We start from the raw sequence: 23,993 nt of genomic DNA, 5'->3' as shown, positions 1-23,993 counted from the left end.
CGCCTCATTCAAAGCGGCGCATCCTGTCCCAGGGCGGCCCATGCGACAAATGGAAAGAATGCGCGGGCCGTGCTGTTTCGTGCATCAATCCGGATGGCGTCAATCCAGGCGCAGGCCGATGGCGCGGATCACCGGCGTCCAGGTCGCGCGTTCCTGGGCGAGGTATTCCGCGAGATGCTCCGGGTTGCTGGCGGCGGGCTCGGCCCCCTGGCGGGCGAGCGCGCCGCGGACGGCCTCCTCGGCCAGCGCTTCGTTGAGCGCGGCTGCGATGCGGTCCAGCACGGGCCGTGGCGTGCCGGCGGGCGCCAGCAGGGCCTGGAAGTTGCGGACGACCAACTGGGGAAAGCCTTCCTCCGCCGTGGTCGGGATGGCGGGGACGAGGGGGGAGCGCCGCGGCGCCGTCGTGGCCAGCGCACGAAGGCGGCCATTCTCGACCAGGTTCAGCACCGCGGAGATGTCGCCGAACAGCGCCTCGATCTTCCCGCCCATCAGATCGGGCAGCGCCGCGCCCGTGCCGCGATAGGGCACGTGTTCCAGCCGGATGCCGGCGAGCTGGCCGAGCAGTTCGGCCGCCAGGTGCGGCGTGGTGCCGATGCCGGCGGAGCCCATGTTGATCTCGCCCGGCCGCGCCTTCGCGAGGGCCACGAATTCGGCGAGGCTGCGGGCCGGCAGGTTCGGCGTGACGACCAGGATCTGCGGGCTGTCCGCGATCAGCGCGACGGGGGCGAGGGCGTTCAGCAGGTCCGGCGCGCTGGCGCCGCCCGCCGCGGGCGCGATGACCAGCGGGCCGGAGGAGCCGACGAGCAGCGTATAGCCATCGGGCCTGGCGGCGGCGACGTAGCGCGCGCCGACGACGCCGCCCGCGCCCGCGCGGTTCTCCACCACCACGGGCTGGCCGAGGCGACGACGCAGCCCCTCCGCCGCCGGGCGGGCAACATTGTCCACCGGGCCGCCGGGGGCGAAGGGCACCACGAGGGAGACCGCGCGCTGCGGCCAGGATTCCTGGGCACGCGCCAGAGCGGGCAGCAGAAGGGGCGTGGCGAGAAGCGCGCGGCGTTGCATGGTCTCAGCGTCCCTTGAAGATGGGCTTCCGCTTCTCGGCGAAGGCCTTCCAGGCTTCCTGCGTATCCTCGGTGGAGGCCAGCGCCACGGTCTGCGACTGCTCGAAGCGGTAGCCCTCATGCAGCGGCATGTATTCGGTGACCTGGAAGCTCTTCTTCGCGGCCTGGACGGCGAGCGGCACCTTGCCCGCGATCTCCCGCCCGATCTTCTGGGCCTCCGCCAGCAGCGCGTCGCGCGGCAGGCAGAGGGAGGCCGCGCCCATGCGCAGCAGATCGGGGCCGGTGAAGCGGCGCGCGGTGTAGATCATGAGGCGCGCATCGGACTGGCCGAGATGGCGCAGCACATGGCGCACGCCGCCGGCCAGGCCGACATCGACCTCCGTCATCGCCAGGTAGCTTTCCTCCGCCACCAGGATGATGTCGGCGCAGAGCGCCAGCACGCAGCCCGCGCCGATGCCGAGGCCGTTGACGGCCGCGATCACCGGCTTGCCGCATTCCATCACGCTGTCGAAGACGGCGCGCGTCAGGCGGTTGTGGCGGGGATAGGCGCCGGGCTCGCCGGCGATGTTCGGGCGTTCCTTGAGGTCCGCGCCGGCGCAGAAAGCCTTGCCGTTCGCGGTCAGCACCACGGCGCGGACATCGTCGCGGTCATGCAATTCGTCGAAGGCGCGCACGATCTCCTGCCGCATGGCGAGGTTCATCGCATTCACCGGCGGGCGGTTGAGCGTGACGGTGGCGACGTAGTCCGCCACCTCCAGAGTCAGAGTCTCGTAAGGCGTGCTCATTCCGCGCGAATCCCCGCTGCCTCGATCACCTGTTTCCACCGCGCGCTTTCCGCGCGGATGGTCGCCGCCAGCTCCTCCGGCGTGGAGGGCGTGGCTTCCTCGCCCAGCGCTTCCATGCGGGCGCGGTAGGCAGGGTCGTTGAGGATGCCGACCACGGCCTGGTTGAGCCGCGCGACGATGGGCGCCGGCGTGCCGCCGGTGGTGGCGATGTAGTTGAACGGCGCGGCATCGAAGCCCGGCAGCGTTTCCGCCAAGGCGGGCAGGTCGGACGCCAGCGCGGAACGCTGCGGCGTGGTGACGCCAAGCGCACGGAGATGACCCGAACGCGACGGCGGCAGCAGGATGGAGAGCGTGTCCAGCGCCATGCTGACCGTGCCGCCCATGAGGTCCGTCAGCGCCTGGCTGGTGCCGCGATAGGGCACATGGGTGATGTCGATCTGCGCCAGGAATTTCAGCATCTCCCCCGCCAGGTGGGAGGAGGATCCGATGCCGGAGGAGGCGAAGGTCAGCGTGCCGGGCCGCGCCTTTGCCAGCGCGATCAGCTCCTGGACGTTGCGCACCGGCAGGCCGGGATGCACCGCCAGCAGGTTCGGCGCGCGCTTGTAGCCGGCGACGGGGGCGAAATCCCGTTCCGGGTCATAGGGCACGCTGCGCATGAGGTGCGGATTGATGATCTGCGGCCCCGGCGTGCCGTAGAGCAGCGTGTGCCCATCCGGCTGCGCCCGCGCCACGGCCTGCGCGCCGATGGTGGCGCCGCCGCCGGGGCGGTTCTCCACCACCACGGGCTGGCCGAGCACCGCGGAAAGCGGCTCCGCGAGTTGCCGCGCGCTGGCATCGGCGGAACCGCCGGCGGCGAAGGGGCAGATCATCCGCAACGGGCGGTTGGGGAAGGCCTGGGCCCATGCAAGGGAAGGCGTGGCGAGGGCCGCGGCGATGGCGGCGCGACGGGTGATGCTCATTCGGCGGTGATCCCTCCCTGGCGGATCACCGGGCCCCAGCGATCCGATTCCTCCCGCACCATGGCGGCCAGTGCCTGCGGCGTGCCGCCCAGCTTCTCGATTCCCAGTGCCTCGAACCGCGCGCGCATGGCGGGCTGGTCGAGGATGGTGTTGACCGTGGCGTTGAGCACCGCGATCACCTCCGGCGGCGTGCGCGCGGGGGCCAGCAGGTAGTTGAAGCTGGCGTCGTGATATCCCGGCAGCGTGGCCGCCACCGTCGGCAGTTCGGGCGCCGCGGCGGCGGGATCGGCGGTGGAGACGGCAAGGGCGCGCAGGCGCCCGTCCCGCACCAGCGGCAGCAGCGTCGCGATGTTGTCCATCATGAAATCGACGCGTCCGCCCATGACTTCCTGCACGGCCGGCGCGGTGCCGCGGAAGGGCACGTGCAGCATCTCCACATTGGCCATCTGGCCCAGCATCGCCGCGGCGAGGTGGCCGGAGGAGGCAACGCCCGCGCTGGCGAAGGTCAGCGCATTCGCCTCCCGCCGCGCCAGGGCGATGAGGCCGGGGATGTCGCGCGCGGCGAAATCGGGCCGCACCACCAGCAGCTTCGGCGCGCGCAGCACCGCGATCACCGGCGCGAAATCGGCGACGGGATCATAGGGCAGCGTGCGCATCAGATGCGGGTTGAGGATCTGCACATTGGGCGTGGCGTAGAGCAGCGTGTGGCCATCGGCGGGCGCGCGCGCCACCGCGACGGCACCGATGGTGGTGCCGCCGCCCGGGCGGTTCTCCACTGTCATGGGCTGGCCGAGCAGCGCTGCCAGCTGTTCCGCGATGACGCGCCCGACCGTATCCGCCGCGCCGCCAGGCGCGAAGGGAACGACCATGCGCATGGGCCGGCTTGGCGCCCAGGGCGTCTGCGCCAGGGCGGGCATGGCCAGGCTTGAGAGGAGAAGGCTGCGGCGCACGATCATTCGAGGGTGATCCGCTGCGCGGTGATGACGCCACGCCAGCGCGCGATCTCCTCCTGGATCATCGCCGCCAGTTCCTCCCGCGTGCCGCCCAGCGCTTCCGCGCCGAGCGCGGCAAAGCGGGCGCGGATGGCGGGGTCCTTCAGCACGCGGTCGAAGGCGGCGTTGAGGCTGCCGGTGATCTCGGGCGGTGTGCGGCCGGGGGCGAGGATGTAGTTGAAGCTGGCATCATGGAAGCCGGGCAGCGTGTCCGCGATCGGCGGCAGTTCCGGCGCGGCCTCCGCCCTGTCCCGCGTGCTGACGGCCAGCGCGCGGAGGCGCCCTTCCCGCACCAGCGGCAGCAGCGCCGCGGCGGTGTCGAGGGTGAGGTCGATGCGGCCGGCCAGCAGATCCTGCACGCCGGGCGCGGTGCCGCGATAGGGCACGTGCAGCATCTCGATCCCCGCCATCTGGGAGAAGAGGGCGGCGGCGAGATGCGCGGCGGAGCCGATGCCGGCGCTGCAATACGTCAACTGGCCGGGCCGGGCCTTGGCCGCGGCGATCAGGTCGGCCGTGCTGCGGATGGGCGAGTCCCCCCGCACGACGAGCAGCTTGGGTGCCCGCATCAGGGCGATAACTGGAGAAAAATCGTTGAAGGCGTCGTAGGGAACGCTGCGCATCATCAGCGGGTTCAGGATCTGCACGCCGGGCGGCGCGTAGAGCAGGGTGTGGCCATCCGGTGGCGACTGCGCCACGGCGATGGCCCCCACGGTCTGGTTGCCGCCGGGCCGGTTCTCGACCACGACGGATTGGCCGAAGCCCACGCCCAGCGGCGCCGCCACGAGGCGGGCGAGCGTATCGGCCGTGCCGCCGGGTGCCTGGGGCACGATGATGCGCAGGCTGCGGTTGGGCGCCCAGGCGCCCTGCGCGCGCGCCACCCCGGGCAGGGCGAGCGCGGTGGCGAGGAGGATGCGGCGGCGCATCGGCGCTACTCCAGCCGCGCGCCGGTGGTGCGGACCACATCGCCCCAGGTGGCGTTGGTCTCGCGGATGAAGGTGGTGAAGTCCGCCGGGGTGCTGCCAACAATGCGGCCGCCCTGCTCGACCAGCACGCGCCGCACTTCGGCATCCTGGAGCGAGGCGCGGGCGGCGTTGACCAGGATATCGACGCGGTCCTGCGGGATGTTGGCCGGGCCGAAGATGCCGTACCAGGTCTCGCTGATCATGTTGGGGACACCGGCCTCGATGGCGGTGGGCACGTCGGGAAGGATCGCCAGGCGTTCGGCGGCCGTCACGGCCAGCGCGCGCAGCGCCCCGGCGCGCACCTGGCCGATCAGCGCGGGCACATCGGCCGCGAGGATCTGGATGCGCCCCGCCAGCAGATCCGTCACCGCCGGTGCCGCGCCGCCATAGGGGATATGGGTGATGTCGATGCCCGCGCGCAGCTTAAGCAATTCGCCCGCCATGTGCAGCGACGATCCGATGCCGGCGGAGCCGAAGGTCAGCCCGCCCGGCCTGGCCTTCGCCATGGCGACCAGCTCCGCCAGGTTGCGGACGGCGAGGCCCGGCGCCACGGAGACGATCTGCGGCACGGCGAGCACCTGCGTGACCGGCGTCAGGTCGCGCAGCGGGTCATAGGGCATGTTGGACCGCATATGCGGGATGATGACGATGGCGCCCGAGGACGCCATGACCAGCGTGTGCCCGTCCGGCCGCGACTTGGACGCGACATCGACGCCGATGAGGCCACCGGCACCGGCCCGCGCTTCCACCACGATCGGCCGGCCCAGGCGTTCCGACATGGCGCGGGAGACGACGCGCGCGATGATGTCCGCGGGGCCGCCGGCGGCGAAGGGGACGATCATGCGGATGGGCTGGTCGGGGAAGGCTGCCTGCGCCTGCGCGAGGCCGGGCAGGGCCAGCAGGCCCATGGCGCCGAGGGCGCTGCGTCTTCCGATGGTCACGGCCGTGTCCTCCGTTCGTTGTTTCATTGGGTCAGTCGAAGAGCCTGGCGGGATTGTCCACCAGGATTTTGCGGGCGAGCCCATCGTCGCCCAGCGCGCCGAGGAAGGCATCCATCATCGCCCCCGCGTCGGGCGGCGGGGACATGCGCACATAGGGCCAGTCGGAGCCCCAGAGCAGGCGATCCGGGTTGGCCGCCACCAGCGCATCCTGGATTGGGCGGGGATCGCAGGACAGGCGGCAGGTCGTGATCTTCACCCAGGCGGCGCCGTCGCGCAGCAGGCGCAGGAGCTGAACGAAGCCATGATCATCGACACCAGCGGGCATGCCGCAATGATCGATCACCAGCGGCACGCCGAGCGGCCTGAGATCCGGCAGCAATTCCGCGAGTTGCGTGGCGCTGGCCCAGAGATGCGCCTGCCAGCCCAGCGCGCGCAGCCGCGGCGCGAGCAGCTTGAGCGCATCCACGCCGATGGCGCCGGGATAGCGGCCGGTGCCGCCGGGGGCGCGCATCTCCACGAAGCGCAGCGCGCGGATGCCGGCCGCGTGCCAGTCGGCAAGCGTGGCGTCGGTGACGCTCTCATCCGCGATCATCACGCCGCGCAGCGCGGGGTCGCGCTTCAGCGCATCCAGCAGGCAGGCGGGGTCGCGGCCATAGGGGGCGGGCTGCACCAGCACGGCGTGGGCGGTGCCGAGCGTGGCGCGCATGGCGGCGTGGATGTCCAGCATCGCCTCCGGCAGCGCATAGGGCGCGGGGCCGGCGGGGAAGCGGGCATCGAAGACATGGGTGTGCGTGTCCCAGGCGCCCGCCGGCACGGCATGGCGGGGCGCGGAAAGGACAGGCGCGGGAACGGTCGCGGTCACGGCAGCGGCGCCAGGGTGAAGAGGCCCGTGGGCGGCGCGACCAGGGGCTCGGCCTCACCATCCGGCAGCGGCACGCCATGCGCGTTCAGCGTCATGGAGACCATGGTGTAGTAGCCGACCAGCGCCGTCAGCTCGACCACGCCCTTCACGCCGAACAGCGCGCGGGCCTCATCATAGATCGCGTCGGGCACGCGGCCATCGGCCTGGAGCGTGCGGGCGAATTCATAGACCACCGCCTCATCGCGCTTGTCGAAGCCGGGCGCTCGGCCTTCGCGGATCGCGTCCAGCACATCGGCGGAGACGCCGACCTTGGCGGCCGTCGCGGCATGGACGAACCACTCCACCTGGCTGCTCCAGCGCCGCCCCGTCACGCAGATCGCGAGTTCCGACAGGCGCTTGTCGAGGCTGGTGGAGAAGCGCAGCGCTTCGCCCAGCGCCGACCAGCGCTCGGCCAGGTCGGCATTGTGGATGGCAGCCCGCAGCGGGCCGATGACCTGGCCGCGCGGGCCGGAGACGACGCCGTCCCAGACCTTGCGCTGCGCCTCGTCCAGCTCGTCCCGCGATGAAGGCAGGGGAATGCGCGGCATGGTCAGGTCACCTTCGCGGCAGCGAGCGCCGCCTGTTCGTCGTCACCGATGCCGAGTTCGCGCAGCACCTCCGCCGTATGCTGGCCGAGCAGCGGCGGCGGGCGATCGAAACTCAGCGGATTGTCCTTGAGGCGGATTGGGCTGACCACCTGCGGGACCTCCCCATGCGGGTGCGGCACCATGCGCAGCATGTTCCGATGTTTGACCTGCGGATCCTGGAACACGTCGGGGACGGTGTTGATGGGGCCGCAGGGGACGCCGGCGGCGTCGAGCATCGTCGTCAGTTCCAGTCGGGTGAAGTCGGCGAAGCGTTTGGTCAGCATGGGCGTCAGGACGAGTTCGTTCCTGACGCGATCGGCGTTCTTCACGAAGCGCGGATCCTGCGCCCAATCCGCCCGCCCGATCGCCTCGCAGAGCTTCGCGAACTGCCCGTCATTGCCGACGGCCAGCACGATGTAGCCATCGGCGCAGGGGAAGACGTCCTGCGGCTGGATGTTGGGATGCCGGTTGCCCGCGCGATGCGGGACCTTGCCACCCACAAGAAAATTCATCGCCTGGTTGGCGAGGAAGGCCGTCTGCACGTCGAGCATGGCGAGGTCGATCGTCTCCCCCTTCCCCGTCTGGTCGCGATGCGCGACCGCGGCGAGGATGGCGGTCGCGGCATACATGCCGGTCATGAGATCGACGATGGGGACACCGACCTTCTGCGGCGGGCCATCCTTCTCCCCGGTCACGGACATCAGCCCGCCCATGGCCTGGATCATGAAGTCATAGGCGGCCTGGTCGCGCCGCGGCCCATCCTGGCCGAAGCCGGTGACGGAACAGCAGATCAGGCTGGGCTTCAGCTTGCGCAGGCTGTCGGCATCGAGCCCGTAGCGCGTCAGCGCGCCGGCCTTGAAATTCTCGACGACAATGTCGGCCGTCTCCGCGATCCGGCGTACCACAGCCTGGCCTTCGGGCCGCGTGATATCGATGGTGACGGATCGCTTGCCGCGATTGACGGAGAGGTAGTAGCCGGCCTCCTTCGTCGGGTTTCCGTCACGGTCCTTGAGGAAGGGCGGCCCCCAGGCGCGCGTGTCGTCGCCTGCGCCCGGACGCTCGATCTTGATCACGTCGGCGCCGAGATCGGCCAGGATCTGGGTCGCCCAGGGTGCCGCCATGATGCGGCCGAGGTCGAGGACGCGGAGGTGGGAAAGGGGTCCGGCCATGGCGATCAGCCCTCCGCCACCACGGTCGCCATCATCGAGGGCCGCTTCGCGAATTCGGCGTGCCAGGCCGCGAAGCGCGGGCAGGCGGCGCGCCAGTCGATATCGGCGAAGCGGAAATCGAGATAGGCACCGACGACGCCGAGGGTGACTTGCGCGAGCCCGATCGGGCGGGCGGCGATGTCCTCGATCTCGGCCTCGATGGCGCGCAGCGCGTGGGTCGTCTTCAGCGCAAAGGCATCGAGCAGCGCGGGCAGGGGGTGTTCCTTGTCCCGCTCGTTCCGCCAGAGGATGAGCGTGTCCAGGAACAACGTCGCCATGGCGTGGCGGCGGAGTTCGACCCAGCGCGCGGCGCCCTCCGCCGGGATCATCCGCGGGCCGGGGTGCAGCGTGTCCAGGTATTCGCAGATCACGCCGCTGTCGTAGAGGACGCTGCCATCGGGCAGTTCGAGCGTGGGAATCTTGCCGATGGGGTTAAGCGGCAGAAGGTCGTGGTTCGGCTTGGTCATCGCGACCGGGGTCCGCACCGTACGGATGCGATCCACCAGCCCGGCCTCATGCGCGAAGACCATGACCTTCCGGACGAAGGGCGAACGCGGCGACCAATGCAGCGTCATCGGCGGCGGGGTGGTCGTCACGGTTGGTTTCCTCCAGGCAGGCGCAGGTCCGACCCCTCAAAAGGTCAGGATTATGACCTTATGAGGGAAAGCGCCGCTTTCGTCCAGCCTCAGCCTTTGGTGGCGTCGTGGTGGGGTCGGCCGGCGGCAAAGGCGGAAATGCCATCGGCGAGCATGGCGATCATGTCGGCGCGGGTCTCATGGGTGACGGTGGCGTAGTGCGGCGCCACGACCAGGTTGGGGGCTTCCAGCATGGCGGGGTCGGGCACGGGTTCGGACCGGAAGACGTCGGTCGCCGCGCCCCGGATCGTGCCGGCCTTCAACGCCGCCACCAGTGCGGGTTCATCGACGACGGTGCCGCGGGCGATGTTGATGAGGAACCCCTTGGGGCCGAGGCGCTGGAGCATGGCGGCATCGATGATGCGGTCGGTTTCCGCCCCGCCCGGGCAGGTCAGCACCAGCACGTCGCATTGCTCCACCATGGTGGCGAGGTCCGCGACATAGGGCCAGGCGACCCCGGGCTTAGGGCGGGGGCCGGACCAGATGACGCTCATCCCGATGCCCTGTGCCCGCCGCGCCACGGCCTGGCCGATCTTCCCAAGGCCGAAGATGCCGCAGGTCTTGCCGATCAGGCGTGTGGAGGGGGAGAGGCGCCCCTTGGCCCAGGCGCCGGAACGGACGAAGGCATCGGCCTCCACCACCCGCCGCGCGATGCCATAGAGCAGGGCGATGGCGAAGTCGGCCGTATCCTCCGTCAGCACATCCGGCGTGTTGAGCACGGCGATGCCGCGGGCGCGGGCAGCATCGAGGTCGATGCGGTCGAGGCCCGTCCCCATGCTGGCGAGTAGCCTGGCGTCGGGGAAGCGGGCGAAGGTCTCGGCGGAGGCGCCGGCCATGGCGGTGCCCAGCAGCACGCGGAAACCCGGCACGGGACCCTCGGGCTGGATGGAAAGGTCGATGACCCGGTGGCCCTGTGCCTCGATCGCCGCCTTCAGGTCCGCGGCCGCGGGCACGATGGCGAGGATTGTCTCCCCGGCGGGTTGCGGCATGGGCGTTTCCTCGGTCTATACTGCCTTAAAGGTCAGGGTAGTGGCCTTTTCAGGGAAAGGATAGGCCAGCCGCCATGGCGATCACCTACCAGGGCGTGAAGACCCTGACGGCGCAGCTCTATGACTGGTCGCTGCGCCGCATCCCGGAGGATACGAAGGAAGGGCTGCGCCGCGCACGGCAGACGGAAACCCATCCGGGTGCGCAAAGGGTGCTGGAGATCATGCTGGGCAGCGCGCTGCGCGCCGAGCAGACGGATCGTTTCGTGTGCTCCGATTCGGGCGTGCCCGTCTTCCAGGTCGGCATCGGCACCAATGCGAAGTGGGAAGGCGACATCAAGGCCGCGATCGTCGATGGCTTCGATGAGCTGGTGGAGACCATCAAGCCGCCGCTGCTGAAGCATGTGACCAACCCGCTGACGAATGAACGCGGCTACAAGGGCAAGGACATGCCCCTGGTGAGCTGGGACATGATCAGCGGCGCCGACTACATCGAGTTTGCCTGCCAGCCGAAGGCGCTGGGCTCCGGGCGTTGGGCGGCGGCGGAGACCTTCAGCTTTCCGAGCCTTGCCGATATCGAAGCCTATGTGATGAAGGTGGTGATGCAGGCGGGGTCGCAGCATTGCCCGCCGGTGATCATCGGGGTCGGCATCGGCGGCAGCTTCGACGTGGCCGCGAAGATCGCGAGCAAGGCGACCTACCGCCCCATCGGCAGCACCAATCCCGAACCCGTGCTGGCGGCGATGGAGGAGCGGCTGCTGCGCGCGGTCAACGCCACCGGCTTCGGGCCAATGGGCACGGGGGGCGACACGACGGCACTGGCCGTGCATGTCGATTACGCCAGCGGCCATGGCTACACGCCCGTCGCAATCTGCTTCAATTGCTGGATCAACCGCCGCACCCGCGCCAGGCTGCATGCGGATGGCTCCGTGGAGCGCATGGAATGAATTTTTCCGAGTATCGCCGCGTGAGGATGCCGCTCTCGCGGGAGGATGCGCGCAGCCTCAGGGCCGGCGACATGGTGCTGCTGGACGGGGAGATCGTGATCACGGCGGGGCTGCCGACGCATCACCGCATCCTTGCCTGCATGGAGAAGGGGGAGGCCCCGCCGATCGAATTGCAGAACGGGTCGCTGCTGCATCTCGGCTCCTACAGCCAGGACGCGGCTGATGGCGGGCTGGAGATCCTCTACATGAACCCCACCACCAGCACGCGCTTCAACCCGCTGATGCCCAGGCTGATCCGCCACTACGGGCTGACCTCGGTCGGCGGCAAGGGCGGGCTGGATGCGGCGTGCCGGGCGGCGATGCAGGAAGTGGGCTGCGTCTACTTCTCCTTCCTCGGCGGCGGCGCGCCATTGCATTCGGCCGCGATCAAGGCGGTGAAGCAGGTCGCCTGGAACGACCTGGTCGCGCATTACCGCCTGGTCCGCGTGGCGGTGGAGGGGCTGGGGCCCGTCACCGTCGGCATCGATGCGCATGGCAACAGCCTGTTCGAGAGCATTGCCGCGGATGCGACGGCGCGGATGCCGGCGATCCTGGATCAACTCGCACGCGATCGGGCCGGCGCATGAAGCGGCGCGCGCTGCTGCTGGCGACGCTGGCGACGCCGGCGCTGGCGCAGCCCTGGACGCCGTCGCGGCCGCTGCGGCTGGTGGTGCCCTTCGCACCGGGCGGCAGCGTGGACCTCGCGGCGCGGCTTCTGGCGGAACCGCTGGGGCAGAGGCTCGGGCAATCCGTGGTGGTGGAGAACCGGACGGGCGCGGGTGGAGCCATCGGCGCGGACAGCGTGGCGAAGGCGGCGCCGGATGGGTTGACCTTGCTATGGGGGTCGTCGGGCGTGCTGTCCATCGCGGCGGCGCTGCGGGGGCGGCTGCCCTATGACCCCGCGCGCGATTTCGCGCCGGTCAGCCTCGTGATGCGGGCCTGGCATGGGCTGCTGGCCTCGCCTCGGCTTGGCATGGTGGATCTGCCGCAGGTGCTGGCCATGGCGCGGGCGCGGCCGGGGGTGCTGAACATCGCCTCCGGCGGCACGGGGTCGGCCACGCATCTGCTGGCGGAGCGCCTGAAGCTGATCGCGGGGGTGGACATGGTGCATGTGCCCTATCGCGGCAGCGGCGCCGTCTATCCGGACCTCGCGGCGGGGCTGGTGCAACTGATGTTCGAAAGCCTGCCGGTGGCGCTGGCGCAATCCCGTGGGGATAGCGCCCGGCTCATCGCCGTCAGTGCGCCCACGCGCACCGCGCTGGCGCCTGAGGTGCCGACGCTGGTGGAAAGCGGCGTGCCGGGCTTCGTCACCAGCGCCTGGTTCGGCGTGCTGGTGCCGGTCGCGACGCCGGATTCCATCCGCGCCGTGCTGGGCGACGCGATCCGGGAAGTTTCTTCCGTTCCCGATTTCCGGCGCCGCGCGCTGGAGGCCGGGTTGGAAGTCGTCGGCTCCTCCGCCGCGGAGTTTTCGGAATTGCTGGCGACGGAGACGCGGGAGTGGGCGGAGGTCGGCGCGCGGACGGGCATCAAGCTGGATTAATTGAGGGAAATACCCTCAAGCCGCATGATTCCGTCGGGAAGGGCGCGAAAACCGGATAGGCGCGTGGCATGGGCGAAGCGCCAGCCCTCATGCACCAGGTAGATGCGATGCCGGTCGGGCAGCGCGATGCCCAGCGCCGTCGCGTAGTGGCGCGCGCGCTCTGCCGGATCGACACTGGCGCGGGCGGCTTCCAGCGCGGAATCCACGCGCGGGTCGCAGAACTTGCTGTCGTTGTTGGCACCGCGGCAGTGGTTGAAGGCGAAGATGTTGCCATCGGGGTCGACGCGGCCGGACCAGCCGATAAGGAAGGCCTGGAACTCGCCGCGATTCATCATCCCCGCGGCCGTCGCGAGTTCGCGCACCTCGATGCGAAGGTCGAAGCCGGCGTCGCGCACCATGGCCTGCATCACCTCCGCCATCTGGCGAAATTCGGGGGTGTTGGGGACCAGCATCGTGACCTGCGGGCCGGGCTGGCCGGCTTCCGCCAGCAGGCGGCGCGCGGCCGCGACATCGCGCGGCGCCATGGGGAAGGAAGGCGCGTAGAAGGGGCTGCCAGGTGGGATGGGCTGGTTGCCGGGGGTGTTCGCGCCCTCGAACACCACCTGGTTCAACGCGTCACGATCCAGCGCCAGGTCAAAGGCCTGGCGCAGCCTTGCATCCTGGCCGAAGGGGTTCTGGGCGCGCGGACCGTTGCCGACATTGGCGATGATGGAGGTGAAGCCGAAGCCCCTTGCCTCTGCATAGCGCAGCCGGGTGTCGCGGCGGAGCGGCGCGACATCATTGGCCGCGACGCGTTCCACCAGATCCAGCGTGCCGGATCGCAGGTTCAGGATGCGCACGGTGCTGTCGGGAATGGGGCGGAAGCTGACATTCTCCACCTTCACCTCGGCCGCGTTCCAATGGCCGGGGAAGCGCCGAAGATCGATGCGTTCCTGCGGCACCTGGGCCGCGAAGGCGAAGGGGCCGGAGCAGATGGGCGCGCGGGCGAAATCATTGCCGGCGGCCTGCACCGCGGTCGGCGACATCACCATCCCCGCGCGATCCGCGAGCTGCGCCAGCAGCGGCGCGGAGGGGGCGGAGAGGCGCAGCACGACCGTGCGCGCATCCGTCACCTCGATGGCGCTGATCTCTGCGATCTCGCTGCGGCGGCGCGATGAAGGCAGGGTGGCGGCGCGGGCCAGGCTGAAGCGCACGGCCTCCGCATCCACCTTCGTGCCGTCATGGAAGGTGGCGCCGGCACGCAAGGTCAGGGTCAGCGCGCGGCGATCCTCGCTCCAGGCCCAGCGTTCCGCGAGGCGCGGGATGAAGTTCAGGTTCTCATCGACGTCGAGCAGCTTGTCGCACAGCGCCGTCAGCACGCTGCGGCCCGCGATGGTGTTGGACAGCACGGGATCGAGCGTGTCGATGTCCGAAGCCAGGCCGATGCGCAGCGTGCCGGCGGGCTGTGCCAGCGCCGGTGTTGCGGCCAGCAGCGCGGCGGCGATGATGCGGCCTGCGGATTTCATGCGATGATGCCTCGTTTCCCCTTGAAGGAGCCTAGTGGATGCCGCGTGAGGTTGTGAAGTCGGCGGAATGCGCGCCGACGCCGAACTTCTTCAGCCAGGCCGTGAAGGTGAACGGCATGGTCTTCGTCTCCGGACAATTGTCACGCGATGCGGCGGGGACTGTCATCGGCAAGGGCGACATGGCGGCACAGACGCGGCAGGTGATCGCCAATCTGCAATCGGTGCTTCGCGCAGCCGGGGGTGATCTGCGCCACATCGTGAAGCTGACCGCCTTCATGACCGACATGTCCCGCGCGCCGGAAGCCTGGGCGGTGCGGGAGGAGTTCTTCGCCGGCCATCCCCCGGCCAGCACGGGCGTGCAGGTGCAGCGGTTGACCCATCCCGACTTCATGATCGAGATGGAGGCGATCGCCGTCATCGATGAGTGATGGTGTTCACTTCATCATCGCCGGCAGCACCAGCGCGATGGAGGGCAGCAGGCAGAGCAGCAGCACCGTCACCATCATCGCCCCCAGGAAGGGCAGCGCGCCGATGGCGATGGTGCGCAGCGCCACATCCTTGCCGATGCCCTGCAGGACGAACAGGTTCATGCCGACCGGCGGCGTGATCAGCCCGACCTCCGCCATGATGACCAGGATCACGCCCATCCAGATGGGATCGAAGCCCAGCGCCTGGGTGACGGGAAAGACCACCGGCAGCGTCAGCACCAGCATGGAGATGCTGTCGAGGAACATGCCGAGGATCACATAGACCAGGATGATGGCCAGGAAGACCGTCCAGCGATCCAGCCCGGCCCCGGTCGCCAGCGTCATCACCTGCTGCGAGACCTTCAAGAAGTCGAAGCCGTAGGACAGGATGTTGGCGCCGACGACGATGATGAAGATGAAGGAGGTGACGACCACCGTCTCCTCCAGGCAGGCCCGGAGCATCGGGCGGGAAAGGCGGCCGCGCAGCGCCGCGAAGACGAAGGCGGCGGCAGCGCCGATGGCGCCTGTCTCCGATGCGGTGGCGAGCCCGCCATAGAGCGACCCGATCACCATCAGGATCAGCAGCAGCACCAGGCCGCTATCCACCAGGCTGTCGCGCGTCAGGGCCGGGCCTTCGCCGCGCCGGATCGCCGGCGCGTCCTGCGGCCGGAGCCAGACCCAGGCCAGGATCACGCCCATGAACAGCAGCATCATCAGGATGCCGGGCAGGATGCCGGCCAGGAACAGCTCCACGACCGAAACGCCGACGGTGGTGGCGTAGATGATCATCGGCACGCTGGGTGGGATGAGGATGCCGAGCGTGCCGCCCGCCGCGACGCTGCCATAGGCGAGCGCGGGGCTGTAGCGCCTTCGCGTCATCTCAGGACATGCCACGGAACCGACTGTCGCGGCGGTGGCGACGGAGGATCCGGAGACGGCGGCGAAGATGCCGCAGCCCGCCGTCGCCGCATGGGCGAGGCCGCCCGGCAGCGGGGCCAGGACGCGCGCCATGACGACGAACAATTCGTCCGAGAGCCGGCTGCGCACCAGCAGCGCGCCCATCAGCACATAGAGCGGCACGGCGGTGAGGGAGAAGCTGTTGACGCCGGACCAGGCGCGTTCCGCGATGGTCATCGGGAAGGGCATAGGCAGCAGGAAGTAGATCGCCAGCAGCCCGACCAGCGCGAGGGCGAAGGCGATGCGCAGCCCCGTCGCCAGGAAGGCCGCGATGCCGGCAAAGAGCAGCAGCGCCAGCGTGCCCGTGCCCCAATCCTTGGCCATGGCGAACAGCGCGATGCTGCCCAGCAACCCGCCTGCCGTCATCAGCCCCGGCCGCAGTCCCGCGACGAAGCCACCTGCCATCACGGCCAGCAGCGCAATGACGCTGCCGAGGTCGAAGCGGCCGATGCCGCTCATCGGCACGTCGCGCCCGAAGGCCAGAAGCAGGATGGCGAGCGCCAGCACCAGCCCATAGGGCAGCGCGCGCCGCCAGCGCGGGAGATGCGCCGACAGCGTCTCGATCTCCACCAGCAGCGCCAGCACCAGGCCGCCGAGGCCGATGGCGATGGGCAGCTTCGGCATCCAGGTCGGCGTCAGCAGCAGGGAGAAGACCCGCGCCTCGTTCACATAATCCGACGCCACCATCAGGGCCGATTGCCACGCGGCCAGCAGCGCGATCAGCAGCCCGACCCAGGCGCAGGCGATCTCCACATCCCGCCGCGCCGCATCGCGCAGCAGGTTGGGCAGGAACTCAACGCGCACATTGGCGCCGGCGAGATGCGTGGCACCGGCGCCGAGGAAGATGGTGGCGATGAGGAAATAGGTGCTGAGCTCCGTCGCCCAGACCGTTGGTGCGTTGAAGACGTAGCGCACGCCGACGTCATAGGTGGTGGACAGCGCCATCGCGACCACGCCCGCCACGGCAACGACCATCATCGCCTGGCAGAGAAACCGCGCCCCGCGCGCGCCGAGCGTTGCCGATTCCGCTTGGGTGCCACCGTGATCCCGCATCATTCCCCGCGCTTGACAGCAATGAAGCGGCAGCGTGAAGATTTGTCCGGACAAAGACAAGGGGGCGATGATGGTCACGCGACGCGGCTTGATGGTGTCCTCGCTGGGTGCAGGGCTTGCCGCCCCGGCGCTGGCCCAGGCCCCCATCCGCTGGAATATCGGCTTCGTGAACGCCACCGGCAGCTCCTATGTGGAGACGCTGCGCCCTTCCGCCGCGCGCATCGCGCAGGCCACTGGCGGGCGGCTGACGATCGAGCTCTACGACACGCTGGTGGCGGGGCCGGAGCAGCCCGCGGCGGTGCGGGATGGGCGGCTCGATGGCAGCTTCGCCGTCTCCCCATGGCTGTCGGCCGAAGCGCCCTACATCAATTTCGGGCACCTCCCCGGCCTCATCACCGATGTCGCGCGCTACCAGACGATGCTCGACCCGCTGCTGCGGGAGGAGATGGCGAAGGTCTGGCGGGACCGCTACCGCTCCGTCCAGCTCGCGACCGGTGTGTTCGAGGACCAGTGCATCATCTCCCGCGCGCCGCTCCGCACCGTGGCGGATTTCGCCGGCAAGAAGGTGCGCGTCCACAACACCGAAGCCGGCGCGCTGATGCAGAAGATCGGCGCGGCGCCGACGCCGGTGCCCTTCGGGGAGATCGTACCCGCGCTGCAGCGCGGCATCGTGGATCTGGTGATGACCAGCGTCGGGACCGCCGGCGGCTTCGGCTTCCACAACGTCACGAAGGATTTCTCGACGTGGCGCATCGGGACCATCGTGCCCTGGTCGCTCGTGGTGAACGCGCAAGTGTGGCAACGCCTGCCGGATGCGCTGAAGCCCGTCGTGCAGGCGGAGTTCCGCAAGATCGAGGATGAGCACTTCGCCAACCACGCGCCCTTCAGCGCGGCGGCGATTCAGCGCCTGGTCAGCTCCGGCATGAACCACTACGTGGCGCCGCCGGAGGAAATCGCGAAGATGTTCGCGCCCGCGAATGTGGAGGCGGTGTTCGACAACTGGTACCAGCGCTGCGAACGCGCGGGGAATGACGGGCGCGCGCTGGTCCGCCGCATCCAGGCGCTGTGAGCATGGACCTGCTGCAGGCCGGCCTCTCGATGCTGGAGAAAGCGGGGGCGGAGGCGCTGGATGCGCCAGGGCCGGAGGAGGCCATGCAGGCCCTGGCGCGCGGCTGCTTCGACCTGCTGGGGGACCGGGAGGCACATCTGAAGCCCGGCGCGCTGAAGGAGGGGGAGCGGCAGTATTTCGTCGCCGGTGCCTTCTTCGTGTTGCCGGACCGGCGCTACCACATGCTGGTGGGAAGCCTGGGTTTTCCGCCGGAACAGCGGCGGCTGATGGTGCCGATCGATGGCGGTCATCCCGGCTGGGTCTATGCCAACCGGTCCAAGCTGCTGCTGGAGAACACAGATGAGCACGGGACCTTCCGGCAATACCTGAAGACGTCGCGCATGGGCTCCACCATCTTCGCGCCCATCATGTGGGAGGGCGCGTTCCACGGGCAGCTCATCATGGCCGCGCAGGCGCGGCACACGATGCGGCCGGTCGATCTCTCCATCATCGTCGCGGCGTCGCGCATCGCGGCGGGCTGCTGGATCGCCAAGGGCGGGCCGGCCTGGCTGGCGGCGAATGCGGACCCCGCGGATGCCTATCGGGTGGACCGGGAAGGGGTGGACGCCCAAGGCTGATCGTAAAGGGGGCTGAGCGGAAGGGCGGCGTTGACGCCGCCTTTCTTTTGGGTTGATCCTTACTCTAAGTACGAATCAGCCCCGGCCATGGCCCGGGCGAGGGAAGGATGATGTCCGAGCCACCGCGTTCCCGCCGCCAGACGCGCGCCGCCATCCTCGGCCGGCTGCTTGCCAGCGATGGCCTGTTCCGGCCGCGCCTGGCCGCGGAATGCCGGCTCACCGAGGCCAGTATCTCCCGCATCCTGGCCGAGCTGCGGGAGGAGAAGCTGGTGGAGGAGGTGCGCCGGCCCGCGCCCTATCCCGGCGGGCCCAGCGCCATGGTTACGCTGCGCAAGGATCAGCGCGTGGCCGGGCTGGAATTCGCCAATGACCGGCTGGGCGTGGGGCTGGCGACCCTGGGGGGTGAGGTCGATGGCAGTGCGCGCCTCGCCCTGCCCGCGGGCAGCAGCCCGGCGGCGGTCGACACCGCCATCGCCGATGCCATCGCGGAACTCCAGGGCTGGTGTGCCCGCGCGGGTGCCCCGCCCCGGCAGATCGCGGTGTCCATTCCCGGCCATGGCGCCGCGCCCAACCCGATCCTGCCGGTCGATCCCGGACGCCTGGAAGCCGTACTGACGAAAGCCTTTCCCGGCGTGCCCATCGCCATCGCCAACACGGTGGCCGCGCTGGCCGCCGTGCACCTGCATGGGCGCGGCGCGCAGCCGGTCGAGGCCCGGCATCTGTTCGTCTATCTCGGCCATGGCGTCGGCGGCGCCTGGGTGGAGGCGGTGACGGCGGCGGACCCGATCCAGCCGATCGAGATCGGGCACGTGGTACTCGACCCCACCGGCGATGCCTGCCGCTGCGGCCATCGCGGCTGCCTGGAGGCCAGCGCCTCCACCGTGGCGCTGGCGCTGCTCTGCGGGGTGGAGGAAGCGGCCCTGGTCGCCGCCGGTGCCGAATGGCCTTCCCTGGTGCGGATGACGGCGCGGCGGGAAGCGGCGATCCGCCAGGCGCTGTTCCGCGTGGGCCTCGTCATCGGCAATGCGCTGAACCTGATGCCCGCCACGCAGGTGGTGCTCTGCGGCTGGCCCGCCGCGCTGCCGCCGGCGATGCGCGATGCGGTGGCGGAGGGGATGGGCCGGAGCCTGTTCGGCGGCGGCGCGCGCGCCATCCGCTTCATCGCGCCCGCCATTGGCCAGGAACCCGCCGCCGCCCTTGCCTATGCCGTGCATGCCCTGGTGCGCCAGGGCGGGCTTGCGCGGCCCGACGACAACGCCCCGGCCCGCCTGGCCGGCTGATCCTGGAGGAGGAAGAACGATGAAGAAGCCCGTCACCCTGGCGCTGGCCCTGCTGGCCGCCACGGCACTCGCTGGCCCCCTGGCCGGCCCTGTCGCGGCGCAATCCACGCTGCGCGTGAAGCCTTCCGGCGATGTCCGCATCACGGACCCGCATCTGGGTTCCGACAGCATGGCCCGCAACATGGGCTACATGGTCTATGACACGCTCTTCGCCGTGGATGACCAGCTGCGCATCCGCCCGCAGATGGCGGAGAGCCATGAGGTGCTGGAGGGCGGCCGGGTCTGGCGCTTCCGGCTGCGGGAAGGCCTGGTGTTCCAGGACGGCTCACCCGTCACCGCCGCCGATGTCGTCGCCTCGCTCCGCCGCTGGGCGCAGAATGACGGGCTCGGCCAGCAGCTGATCGCGCGTGGCGCGGTGTTCGAGGCGGAGGGCGCGAACGCCTTCACCCTGACGCTCAACACGCCCTGGGGCATGGTGCTGGAGGCGCTGGGCAAGCCCGGCGCGCCGGTGCCCTTCATCATGCCGGAACGCCTGGCGCAGACGCCGGCGAACCGCCCGGTGCCGGAAGTGCTGGGCAGTGGCCCCTATCGCTTCGTTGCCAACGAATGGCGCGCGGGCGACCGCCTGGTCTTCGCCCGCCACGCCGGCTACCGCCCGCGGAGCGAGCCCGCCGCCGGGCTTTCCGGTGGCCGCACGGCGCGCTTCGACCGCGTCGAATGGCTGATCATGCCCGACCAGTCGACGGCGATCGACGCGCTGCGCAAGGGCGAGATCGACATCGCGGAGGACATCCCCGCCGACCTGCTGTCCGTGCTGCGGCGCGACCGCAACATCACGGTGGCGAACCAGGATGAGCTGGGCGTCGCGCAGCAGATCCGCCTCAACACAACGCAGCCGCCCTTCAACAATCCCCGCCTTCGCCAGGCGTTGCTGCATGCGGTGAACGGCCAGGATTTCCTGAATGCCGTCACGACCGATCCCTCCCAGGGGCGGGTCTGCAACAGCTTCTATGTCTGCTCCTCCCCGTTCCATTCCACGATGGGCTGGCCGGCGGTGAACCTGGACCGCGCGCGGCAGCTGGTGCGCGAAAGCGGGTATGACGGCACCCCCGTGGTGTTCCTGAATGCCGCGGAGAACACCAACATCAACGCCTTCACCCTTGTCGCCGACCAGCTGTTCCGCAGCATCGGGCTGCGCACCGATGTGCAGGCGATGGACTGGGCGACGGTGGTCGCCCGCCGCCAGTCCCGCGAACCCGTGGCGCGCGGCGGCTGGAGCGTCTTCATCTCCGGCCCCGGCGGGCTCGACATGATGGAGCCCGTCAGCCACCTCGGCCTGCGGTCCAATTGCGATCGCGCGTGGTTCGGCTGGCCCTGCGACGAGGAGATCGAGCGGCTCCGCGCCGCCTTCGCCGACACGCCGGATGAGGCGCGGAAGCGGGAGATCTCGGCCCAGATCCAGGCCCGCGCGCTGGAAACGGTGCCCTACATCCCGATCGGCGTGCAGTACCAGCTGCGCGCCCATCGGGCGAACCTGACCGGCCTGCTGAACCCGCCCGCGCCGGTCTACTGGAACGTCAGCCGGCGCTGACGGGATCGCGCCCGGACAGCACTACGCCTGCCGGGCAACCGGCAGGCGGATGCTGAACACCGCGCCACCCGCGCTTTCGTTGCGGACGGCGATGGTGCCGCCATGCGCCAGCACGACCCGTTCGGTGATCCAGAGGCCAAGGCCGAGGCCACGGCGATGCGTGTCGCCGGACCGCCAGTGGCGCCGGAAGATCGTCGCCATGTCCCCTTCCCTCACCCCGCTGCCCTGGTCCGCGACCTCGATGGTCACGACGCCGCGGCGCGGCGGCAGGATGCGCAGTTCCACCGGCGCGCCCGCCGGCGAATGGGCGATGGCGTTCTCCATGAGGTTACGGAGCGCTCGGCCGATCGCCTCCGCATGACCGCGGATCGTCACCGGTCCGCCGGCACCGAGCATGCGGATGTCATGTCCCTCCGCGCCGGCCACCGCGGCGATGCGGCGGCTCGCTTCCTCCGCCAGGGCGACGACGTCGATGATCTCATCGCGCATCGGCGGTTCGCGCGCGGTGATGGCGGCTTCCAGCAATTCCGCGACCAGTTGCCCGAGTCCCTGCACGTCGCGCTTCAGCCGCGCCACCACGTCGTCATGACCGAGCAGGTCGAGTTCCGCATGCAGGACCGCGAGCGGGGTGCGGAGTTCGTGCGCGACCTCCGCGGAAAAGCCGCGCTGCCATTCCAGCGCGTCATCCAGGCGGTCCAGCGCGCCGTTCACCGCATCGATCAGCGGCGCCACCTCCACCGGCAGGCCATTGCGGCTCAGGCGCGGCGGCCCGCCATGGCCGATCCGCTCCGCCTCCCGCGCCGCGACGCGCAGCGGGCGCAGCATCAGCAGGAGGAGGCCGACATTGGCGAGGAAGAGCAGCAGCGCCCCGGCGCCGAGGACCGTCATCACCGGGCGCAGGGCCGCCGCCGGCACATCGTCCAGCACGACATAGCTGCGGTCCATGTCCTGCGCGACCTGGATGGTGAGCGGGCCGTCGGGTGTGCGGATCACCTCGCTGCCCCCCCAGACATGCGACCCGTCGCGGCCGGTGCGGAAGACCGGCGCCGGCTCGCTCTCACTCTCGAAGCGCGGCAGCGCTCTCTCCGAACCCGGGGAGCCGCCGAGCTGGCGACCCGCGGGGTCCAGCACCACATACATCAGCGAACCGGAATTCGAATTGAAGCGCCGCGTGGTCTCCAGGGGGAAGGGCTGGGAGAGGCCCTTGACACCATCCCGCTGCAGCCGTTCGGTGATGTCGCTGGCCGAGGCCATGATGGACCGGCGGTGCTCGTTCCAGACCACCTCGCTGACGGTATGGTACAGCAGGACGCCACCCATGCCGAGCGAGACGATACCGATTGCCGCATGCCAGAGGGCGAGACGCGCGATGAGGCTGTATGAGCGTGCCATGGTCATCGTTCCTCCCCGCGACCGACGCCGCGCCAGCGCCGGGACTGCTCCTGCCGGATCGCGGCGCGGAGCATGACCATGCGCGTCCTGCTCGTCGAGGACCATGCGCGCCTGGCCGCCCTGTTCCAGGAGGGCCTGCGCCGTGCGGGGTGGGAGGTGGAGACGGTCGGCACCCTCGCAGAGGCGGAAGCCTCGCTGGACAGCGTCGTCTTCGACGTGGCCGTGGTGGATCGTGGCCTGCCGGATGGGGATGGGCTGGATCTGGTGAAGCGGCTGCGCCACCGCGCCCATGCGCCTGCTGCACTCGTGCTGACGGCGCGCGGCGAGGTGGCCGAGATCTGCGAGGGGCTGGACCTCGGCGCCGATGACTACATGGTTAAGCCCATCTCGCTGCAGGAGCTCGTCTCCCGTCTCAACGTCGCGCTGCGCCGGGGCGGGCGGACGCCAACGGTCCTGGCGCTCGGTGCGCTGGCGCTCGACCGGCTGTCGCGCAACATGACGGTGCGCGGGCAGAATTTCGATCCACCGCGGCGGGAACGCACGCTGCTGGAGGATTTGCTGCGCGCCGCGCCGCGCGCCGTGTCGAAGGAAGCGCTGGAGGCGCGGCTCGCGGGTCTCGACAAGGCGGTGCAGCCGAATGCGGTCGAGGTCTATGTGCACCGGTTGCGCGCGCGGCTGGCATCCGTCGATGCGGGGGTGGTGGTCCAGACGGTGCGCGGCCTCGGCTACCGGCTCGAGGCCACGGCGGAGGCTGCGGAGCCGTGCCAGCCAGGCGCGTGAGCGGGGAGGCTGGTCGGCGGCAGGTCGGCGCCCTGATCATCGTGATGGAAGCAGGGCGCTGCGGGACGGTCACAGGCTTCGACCGCCGGCGGGGCAGAGGCGGGCGTCCGGGGTGACCCGAGGGCCGCGCCCGGGTCGATCCCGCTTACTCACCGGGCGCCATCGAGGGCGAGGTTGAGCGCAAGCACATTGACGCGGGGTTCGCCCAGGATGCCGAACTCCCTGCCCTGCGTGTGCTGCTGGACCAGCGCCGCCACCCGCGCTTCCGGCAGGCCGCGGGCTTCCGCCACGCGGCGGATCTGCTGCGCCGCATTCTCCGGGCTGATATGCGGGTCGAGGCCCGAGCCCGAGGCGGTGACGGCATCGGCAGGCACCGGCCCGCCACCCAGCGCGGCCACGCGCTGCGCCACGGCGTCCTTCAGCGCCGCCGAGGTCGGGCCAAGCTGGGAGGCCGCGGAAGCGGCGGCGTTGTAGGGCGCGGGCCTGGTGGCGCCCTCCTGCTCCGGATCGGCCTCGGTCGTCGCGGAAGGCCGGGGGTGGAAATAGCGCGCGGCGGTGAAGTCCTGCCCGAGCAGGGCGGAGCCGACCACCCGGCCATCGCGCCCGATCAGGCTGCCGCCGGCCTGGACCGGGAAGACCAGGCCGGCCGCGCCGGTGAAGGCGATGGGCGCGGCAAGGCCCAGCAGCAGGGTGAACAGCCCGACGATGGAGAGGGCCGGGCGGAGGATGGCGTTCATGG

The 23,993-nt window shown here is 70.3% G+C and carries 24 protein-coding genes; 9 read left to right on the top strand and 15 right to left on the bottom strand.

All coding sequences use genetic code 11. The features are described 5' to 3' along the window. Positions 1 to 99 precede the first annotated feature (99 nt). The 11 genes from BM041_RS01480 to BM041_RS01430 form a co-directional block, all read right to left on the bottom strand. Complete coding sequence (locus BM041_RS01480) at positions 100 to 1,062, bottom strand: Bug family tripartite tricarboxylate transporter substrate binding protein (protein WP_175533663.1); 963 nt, start codon at positions 1,060 to 1,062, stop codon at positions 100 to 102. 4 nt (positions 1,063 to 1,066) lie between these two features. Beyond that, complete coding sequence (locus tag BM041_RS01475) at positions 1,067 to 1,846, bottom strand: enoyl-CoA hydratase/isomerase family protein (protein WP_092954471.1); 780 nt, start codon at positions 1,844 to 1,846, stop codon at positions 1,067 to 1,069. After that, complete coding sequence (locus tag BM041_RS01470) at positions 1,843 to 2,805, bottom strand: Bug family tripartite tricarboxylate transporter substrate binding protein (RefSeq protein ID WP_092954468.1); 963 nt, start codon at positions 2,803 to 2,805, stop codon at positions 1,843 to 1,845. The genes BM041_RS01475 and BM041_RS01470 overlap by 4 nt, the downstream gene beginning before the upstream one ends. Continuing rightward, positions 2,802 to 3,761, bottom strand: a complete 960-nt coding sequence (locus BM041_RS01465) for a Bug family tripartite tricarboxylate transporter substrate binding protein (protein WP_092954465.1) — start codon at positions 3,759 to 3,761, stop codon at positions 2,802 to 2,804. The genes BM041_RS01470 and BM041_RS01465 overlap by 4 nt, the downstream gene beginning before the upstream one ends. Continuing rightward, entirely contained in the window at positions 3,758 to 4,720 is a 963-nt protein-coding gene (locus BM041_RS01460; RefSeq protein ID WP_092954462.1) for a Bug family tripartite tricarboxylate transporter substrate binding protein, read from the bottom strand. Before BM041_RS01460 ends, BM041_RS01465 begins: the two co-directional genes overlap by 4 nt. A gap of 5 nt (positions 4,721 to 4,725) precedes the next feature. Beyond that, the gene (locus BM041_RS01455; RefSeq protein ID WP_245761876.1) at positions 4,726 to 5,700 is read right to left on the bottom strand and encodes a Bug family tripartite tricarboxylate transporter substrate binding protein; all 975 of its coding nucleotides are present in this window, start codon (positions 5,698 to 5,700) and stop codon (positions 4,726 to 4,728) included. Between the two features lie 31 nt (positions 5,701 to 5,731). Then, complete coding sequence (locus tag BM041_RS01450) at positions 5,732 to 6,562, bottom strand: amidohydrolase family protein (RefSeq protein WP_092954456.1); 831 nt, start codon at positions 6,560 to 6,562, stop codon at positions 5,732 to 5,734. After that, positions 6,559 to 7,149, bottom strand: coding sequence for a carboxymuconolactone decarboxylase family protein (locus BM041_RS01445; RefSeq protein WP_092954453.1), 591 nt, complete (start codon positions 7,147 to 7,149; stop codon positions 6,559 to 6,561). Before BM041_RS01445 ends, BM041_RS01450 begins: the two co-directional genes overlap by 4 nt. Positions 7,150 to 7,151: 2 nt before the next feature. Next, positions 7,152 to 8,357, bottom strand: a complete 1,206-nt coding sequence (locus BM041_RS01440) for a CaiB/BaiF CoA transferase family protein (RefSeq protein WP_092954450.1) — start codon at positions 8,355 to 8,357, stop codon at positions 7,152 to 7,154. 5 nt (positions 8,358 to 8,362) lie between these two features. Further along, positions 8,363 to 8,992 (bottom strand): glutathione S-transferase family protein, encoded by a 630-nt coding sequence (locus tag BM041_RS01435; RefSeq protein ID WP_245761875.1) that lies wholly within the window; start codon positions 8,990 to 8,992, stop codon positions 8,363 to 8,365. An 89-nt stretch (positions 8,993 to 9,081) separates the two neighbouring features. Then, complete coding sequence (locus tag BM041_RS01430; RefSeq protein ID WP_092954444.1) at positions 9,082 to 10,020, bottom strand: 2-hydroxyacid dehydrogenase; 939 nt, start codon at positions 10,018 to 10,020, stop codon at positions 9,082 to 9,084. 74 nt (positions 10,021 to 10,094) lie between these two features. Here BM041_RS01430 and BM041_RS01425 point away from each other — a divergent pair, with 74 nt between their 5' ends. Genes BM041_RS01425 through BM041_RS01415 form a run of 3 tightly spaced genes read left to right on the top strand, consistent with a single transcriptional unit; the run spans position 10,095 to position 12,543 of the window. Then, entirely contained in the window at positions 10,095 to 10,964 is an 870-nt protein-coding gene (locus BM041_RS01425; protein ID WP_092954441.1) for a fumarate hydratase, read from the top strand. After that, complete coding sequence (locus tag BM041_RS01420; protein WP_092954438.1) at positions 10,961 to 11,590, top strand: fumarate hydratase C-terminal domain-containing protein; 630 nt, start codon at positions 10,961 to 10,963, stop codon at positions 11,588 to 11,590. The genes BM041_RS01425 and BM041_RS01420 overlap by 4 nt, the downstream gene beginning before the upstream one ends. After that, a complete protein-coding gene (locus tag BM041_RS01415) occupies positions 11,587 to 12,543 on the top strand; it encodes a Bug family tripartite tricarboxylate transporter substrate binding protein (RefSeq protein WP_092954435.1) in 957 nt (318 codons plus the stop codon). The genes BM041_RS01420 and BM041_RS01415 overlap by 4 nt, the downstream gene beginning before the upstream one ends. On the opposite strand, the gene BM041_RS01410 is transcribed toward BM041_RS01415, so the two are convergent. Beyond that, positions 12,540 to 14,048, bottom strand: coding sequence for an ABC transporter substrate-binding protein (locus BM041_RS01410; RefSeq protein ID WP_092954432.1), 1,509 nt, complete (start codon positions 14,046 to 14,048; stop codon positions 12,540 to 12,542). The genes BM041_RS01415 and BM041_RS01410 overlap by 4 nt on opposite strands. 38 nt (positions 14,049 to 14,086) lie before the next feature. Between BM041_RS01410 and BM041_RS01405 the strand changes: the two genes are divergently transcribed. Then, complete coding sequence (locus BM041_RS01405) at positions 14,087 to 14,476, top strand: RidA family protein (protein WP_092954429.1); 390 nt, start codon at positions 14,087 to 14,089, stop codon at positions 14,474 to 14,476. A 6-nt stretch (positions 14,477 to 14,482) separates the two neighbouring features. Here the strand turns inward: BM041_RS01405 and BM041_RS01400 are convergent, their stop codons facing one another. Then, positions 14,483 to 16,450 carry a TRAP transporter large permease subunit gene (locus tag BM041_RS01400; protein WP_217648578.1) on the bottom strand — a complete coding sequence of 656 codons (1,968 nt, stop codon included), beginning with the start codon at positions 16,448 to 16,450 and terminating at the stop codon, positions 14,483 to 14,485. A 142-nt stretch (positions 16,451 to 16,592) separates the two neighbouring features. Between BM041_RS01400 and BM041_RS01395 the strand changes: the two genes are divergently transcribed. The 4 genes from BM041_RS01395 to BM041_RS01380 all read left to right on the top strand — a co-directional run bounded on the left by BM041_RS01395 (position 16,593) and on the right by BM041_RS01380 (position 21,082). Further along, complete coding sequence (locus tag BM041_RS01395) at positions 16,593 to 17,594, top strand: TRAP transporter substrate-binding protein (RefSeq protein WP_092957316.1); 1,002 nt, start codon at positions 16,593 to 16,595, stop codon at positions 17,592 to 17,594. Positions 17,595 to 17,596: 2 nt separating this feature from the next. Then, complete coding sequence (locus BM041_RS01390; protein WP_092954422.1) at positions 17,597 to 18,211, top strand: hypothetical protein; 615 nt, start codon at positions 17,597 to 17,599, stop codon at positions 18,209 to 18,211. 110 nt (positions 18,212 to 18,321) lie between these two features. Beyond that, a complete protein-coding gene (locus tag BM041_RS01385; protein WP_175533660.1) occupies positions 18,322 to 19,491 on the top strand; it encodes an ROK family transcriptional regulator in 1,170 nt (389 codons plus the stop codon). 19 nt (positions 19,492 to 19,510) lie between these two features. Continuing rightward, positions 19,511 to 21,082, top strand: coding sequence for an ABC transporter substrate-binding protein (locus BM041_RS01380; RefSeq protein ID WP_092954416.1), 1,572 nt, complete (start codon positions 19,511 to 19,513; stop codon positions 21,080 to 21,082). Positions 21,083 to 21,103: 21 nt separating this feature from the next. Here the strand turns inward: BM041_RS01380 and BM041_RS01375 are convergent, their stop codons facing one another. After that, a complete protein-coding gene (locus tag BM041_RS01375; protein ID WP_175533659.1) occupies positions 21,104 to 22,474 on the bottom strand; it encodes a sensor histidine kinase in 1,371 nt (456 codons plus the stop codon). A gap of 78 nt (positions 22,475 to 22,552) precedes the next feature. Here BM041_RS01375 and BM041_RS29715 point away from each other — a divergent pair, with 78 nt between their 5' ends. Continuing rightward, positions 22,553 to 23,254, top strand: coding sequence for a response regulator transcription factor (locus BM041_RS29715; protein ID WP_175533658.1), 702 nt, complete (start codon positions 22,553 to 22,555; stop codon positions 23,252 to 23,254). A 149-nt stretch (positions 23,255 to 23,403) separates the two neighbouring features. Here BM041_RS29715 and kdpC read toward each other — a convergent pair whose 3' ends face one another. Continuing rightward, positions 23,404 to 23,991 carry a potassium-transporting ATPase subunit KdpC gene (kdpC, locus tag BM041_RS01365; protein WP_092954410.1) on the bottom strand — a complete coding sequence of 196 codons (588 nt, stop codon included), beginning with the start codon at positions 23,989 to 23,991 and terminating at the stop codon, positions 23,404 to 23,406. Positions 23,992 to 23,993 lie beyond the last annotated feature (2 nt).

Origin of the sequence: Falsiroseomonas stagni DSM 19981, from assembly GCF_900114315.1 — a bacterium.
GTDB lineage: Bacteria > Pseudomonadota > Alphaproteobacteria > Acetobacterales > Acetobacteraceae > Falsiroseomonas > Falsiroseomonas stagni.
The sequence above is the reverse complement of the archived record's forward strand: the minus strand, read 5'-3'. Positions and strand labels throughout refer to the sequence as shown.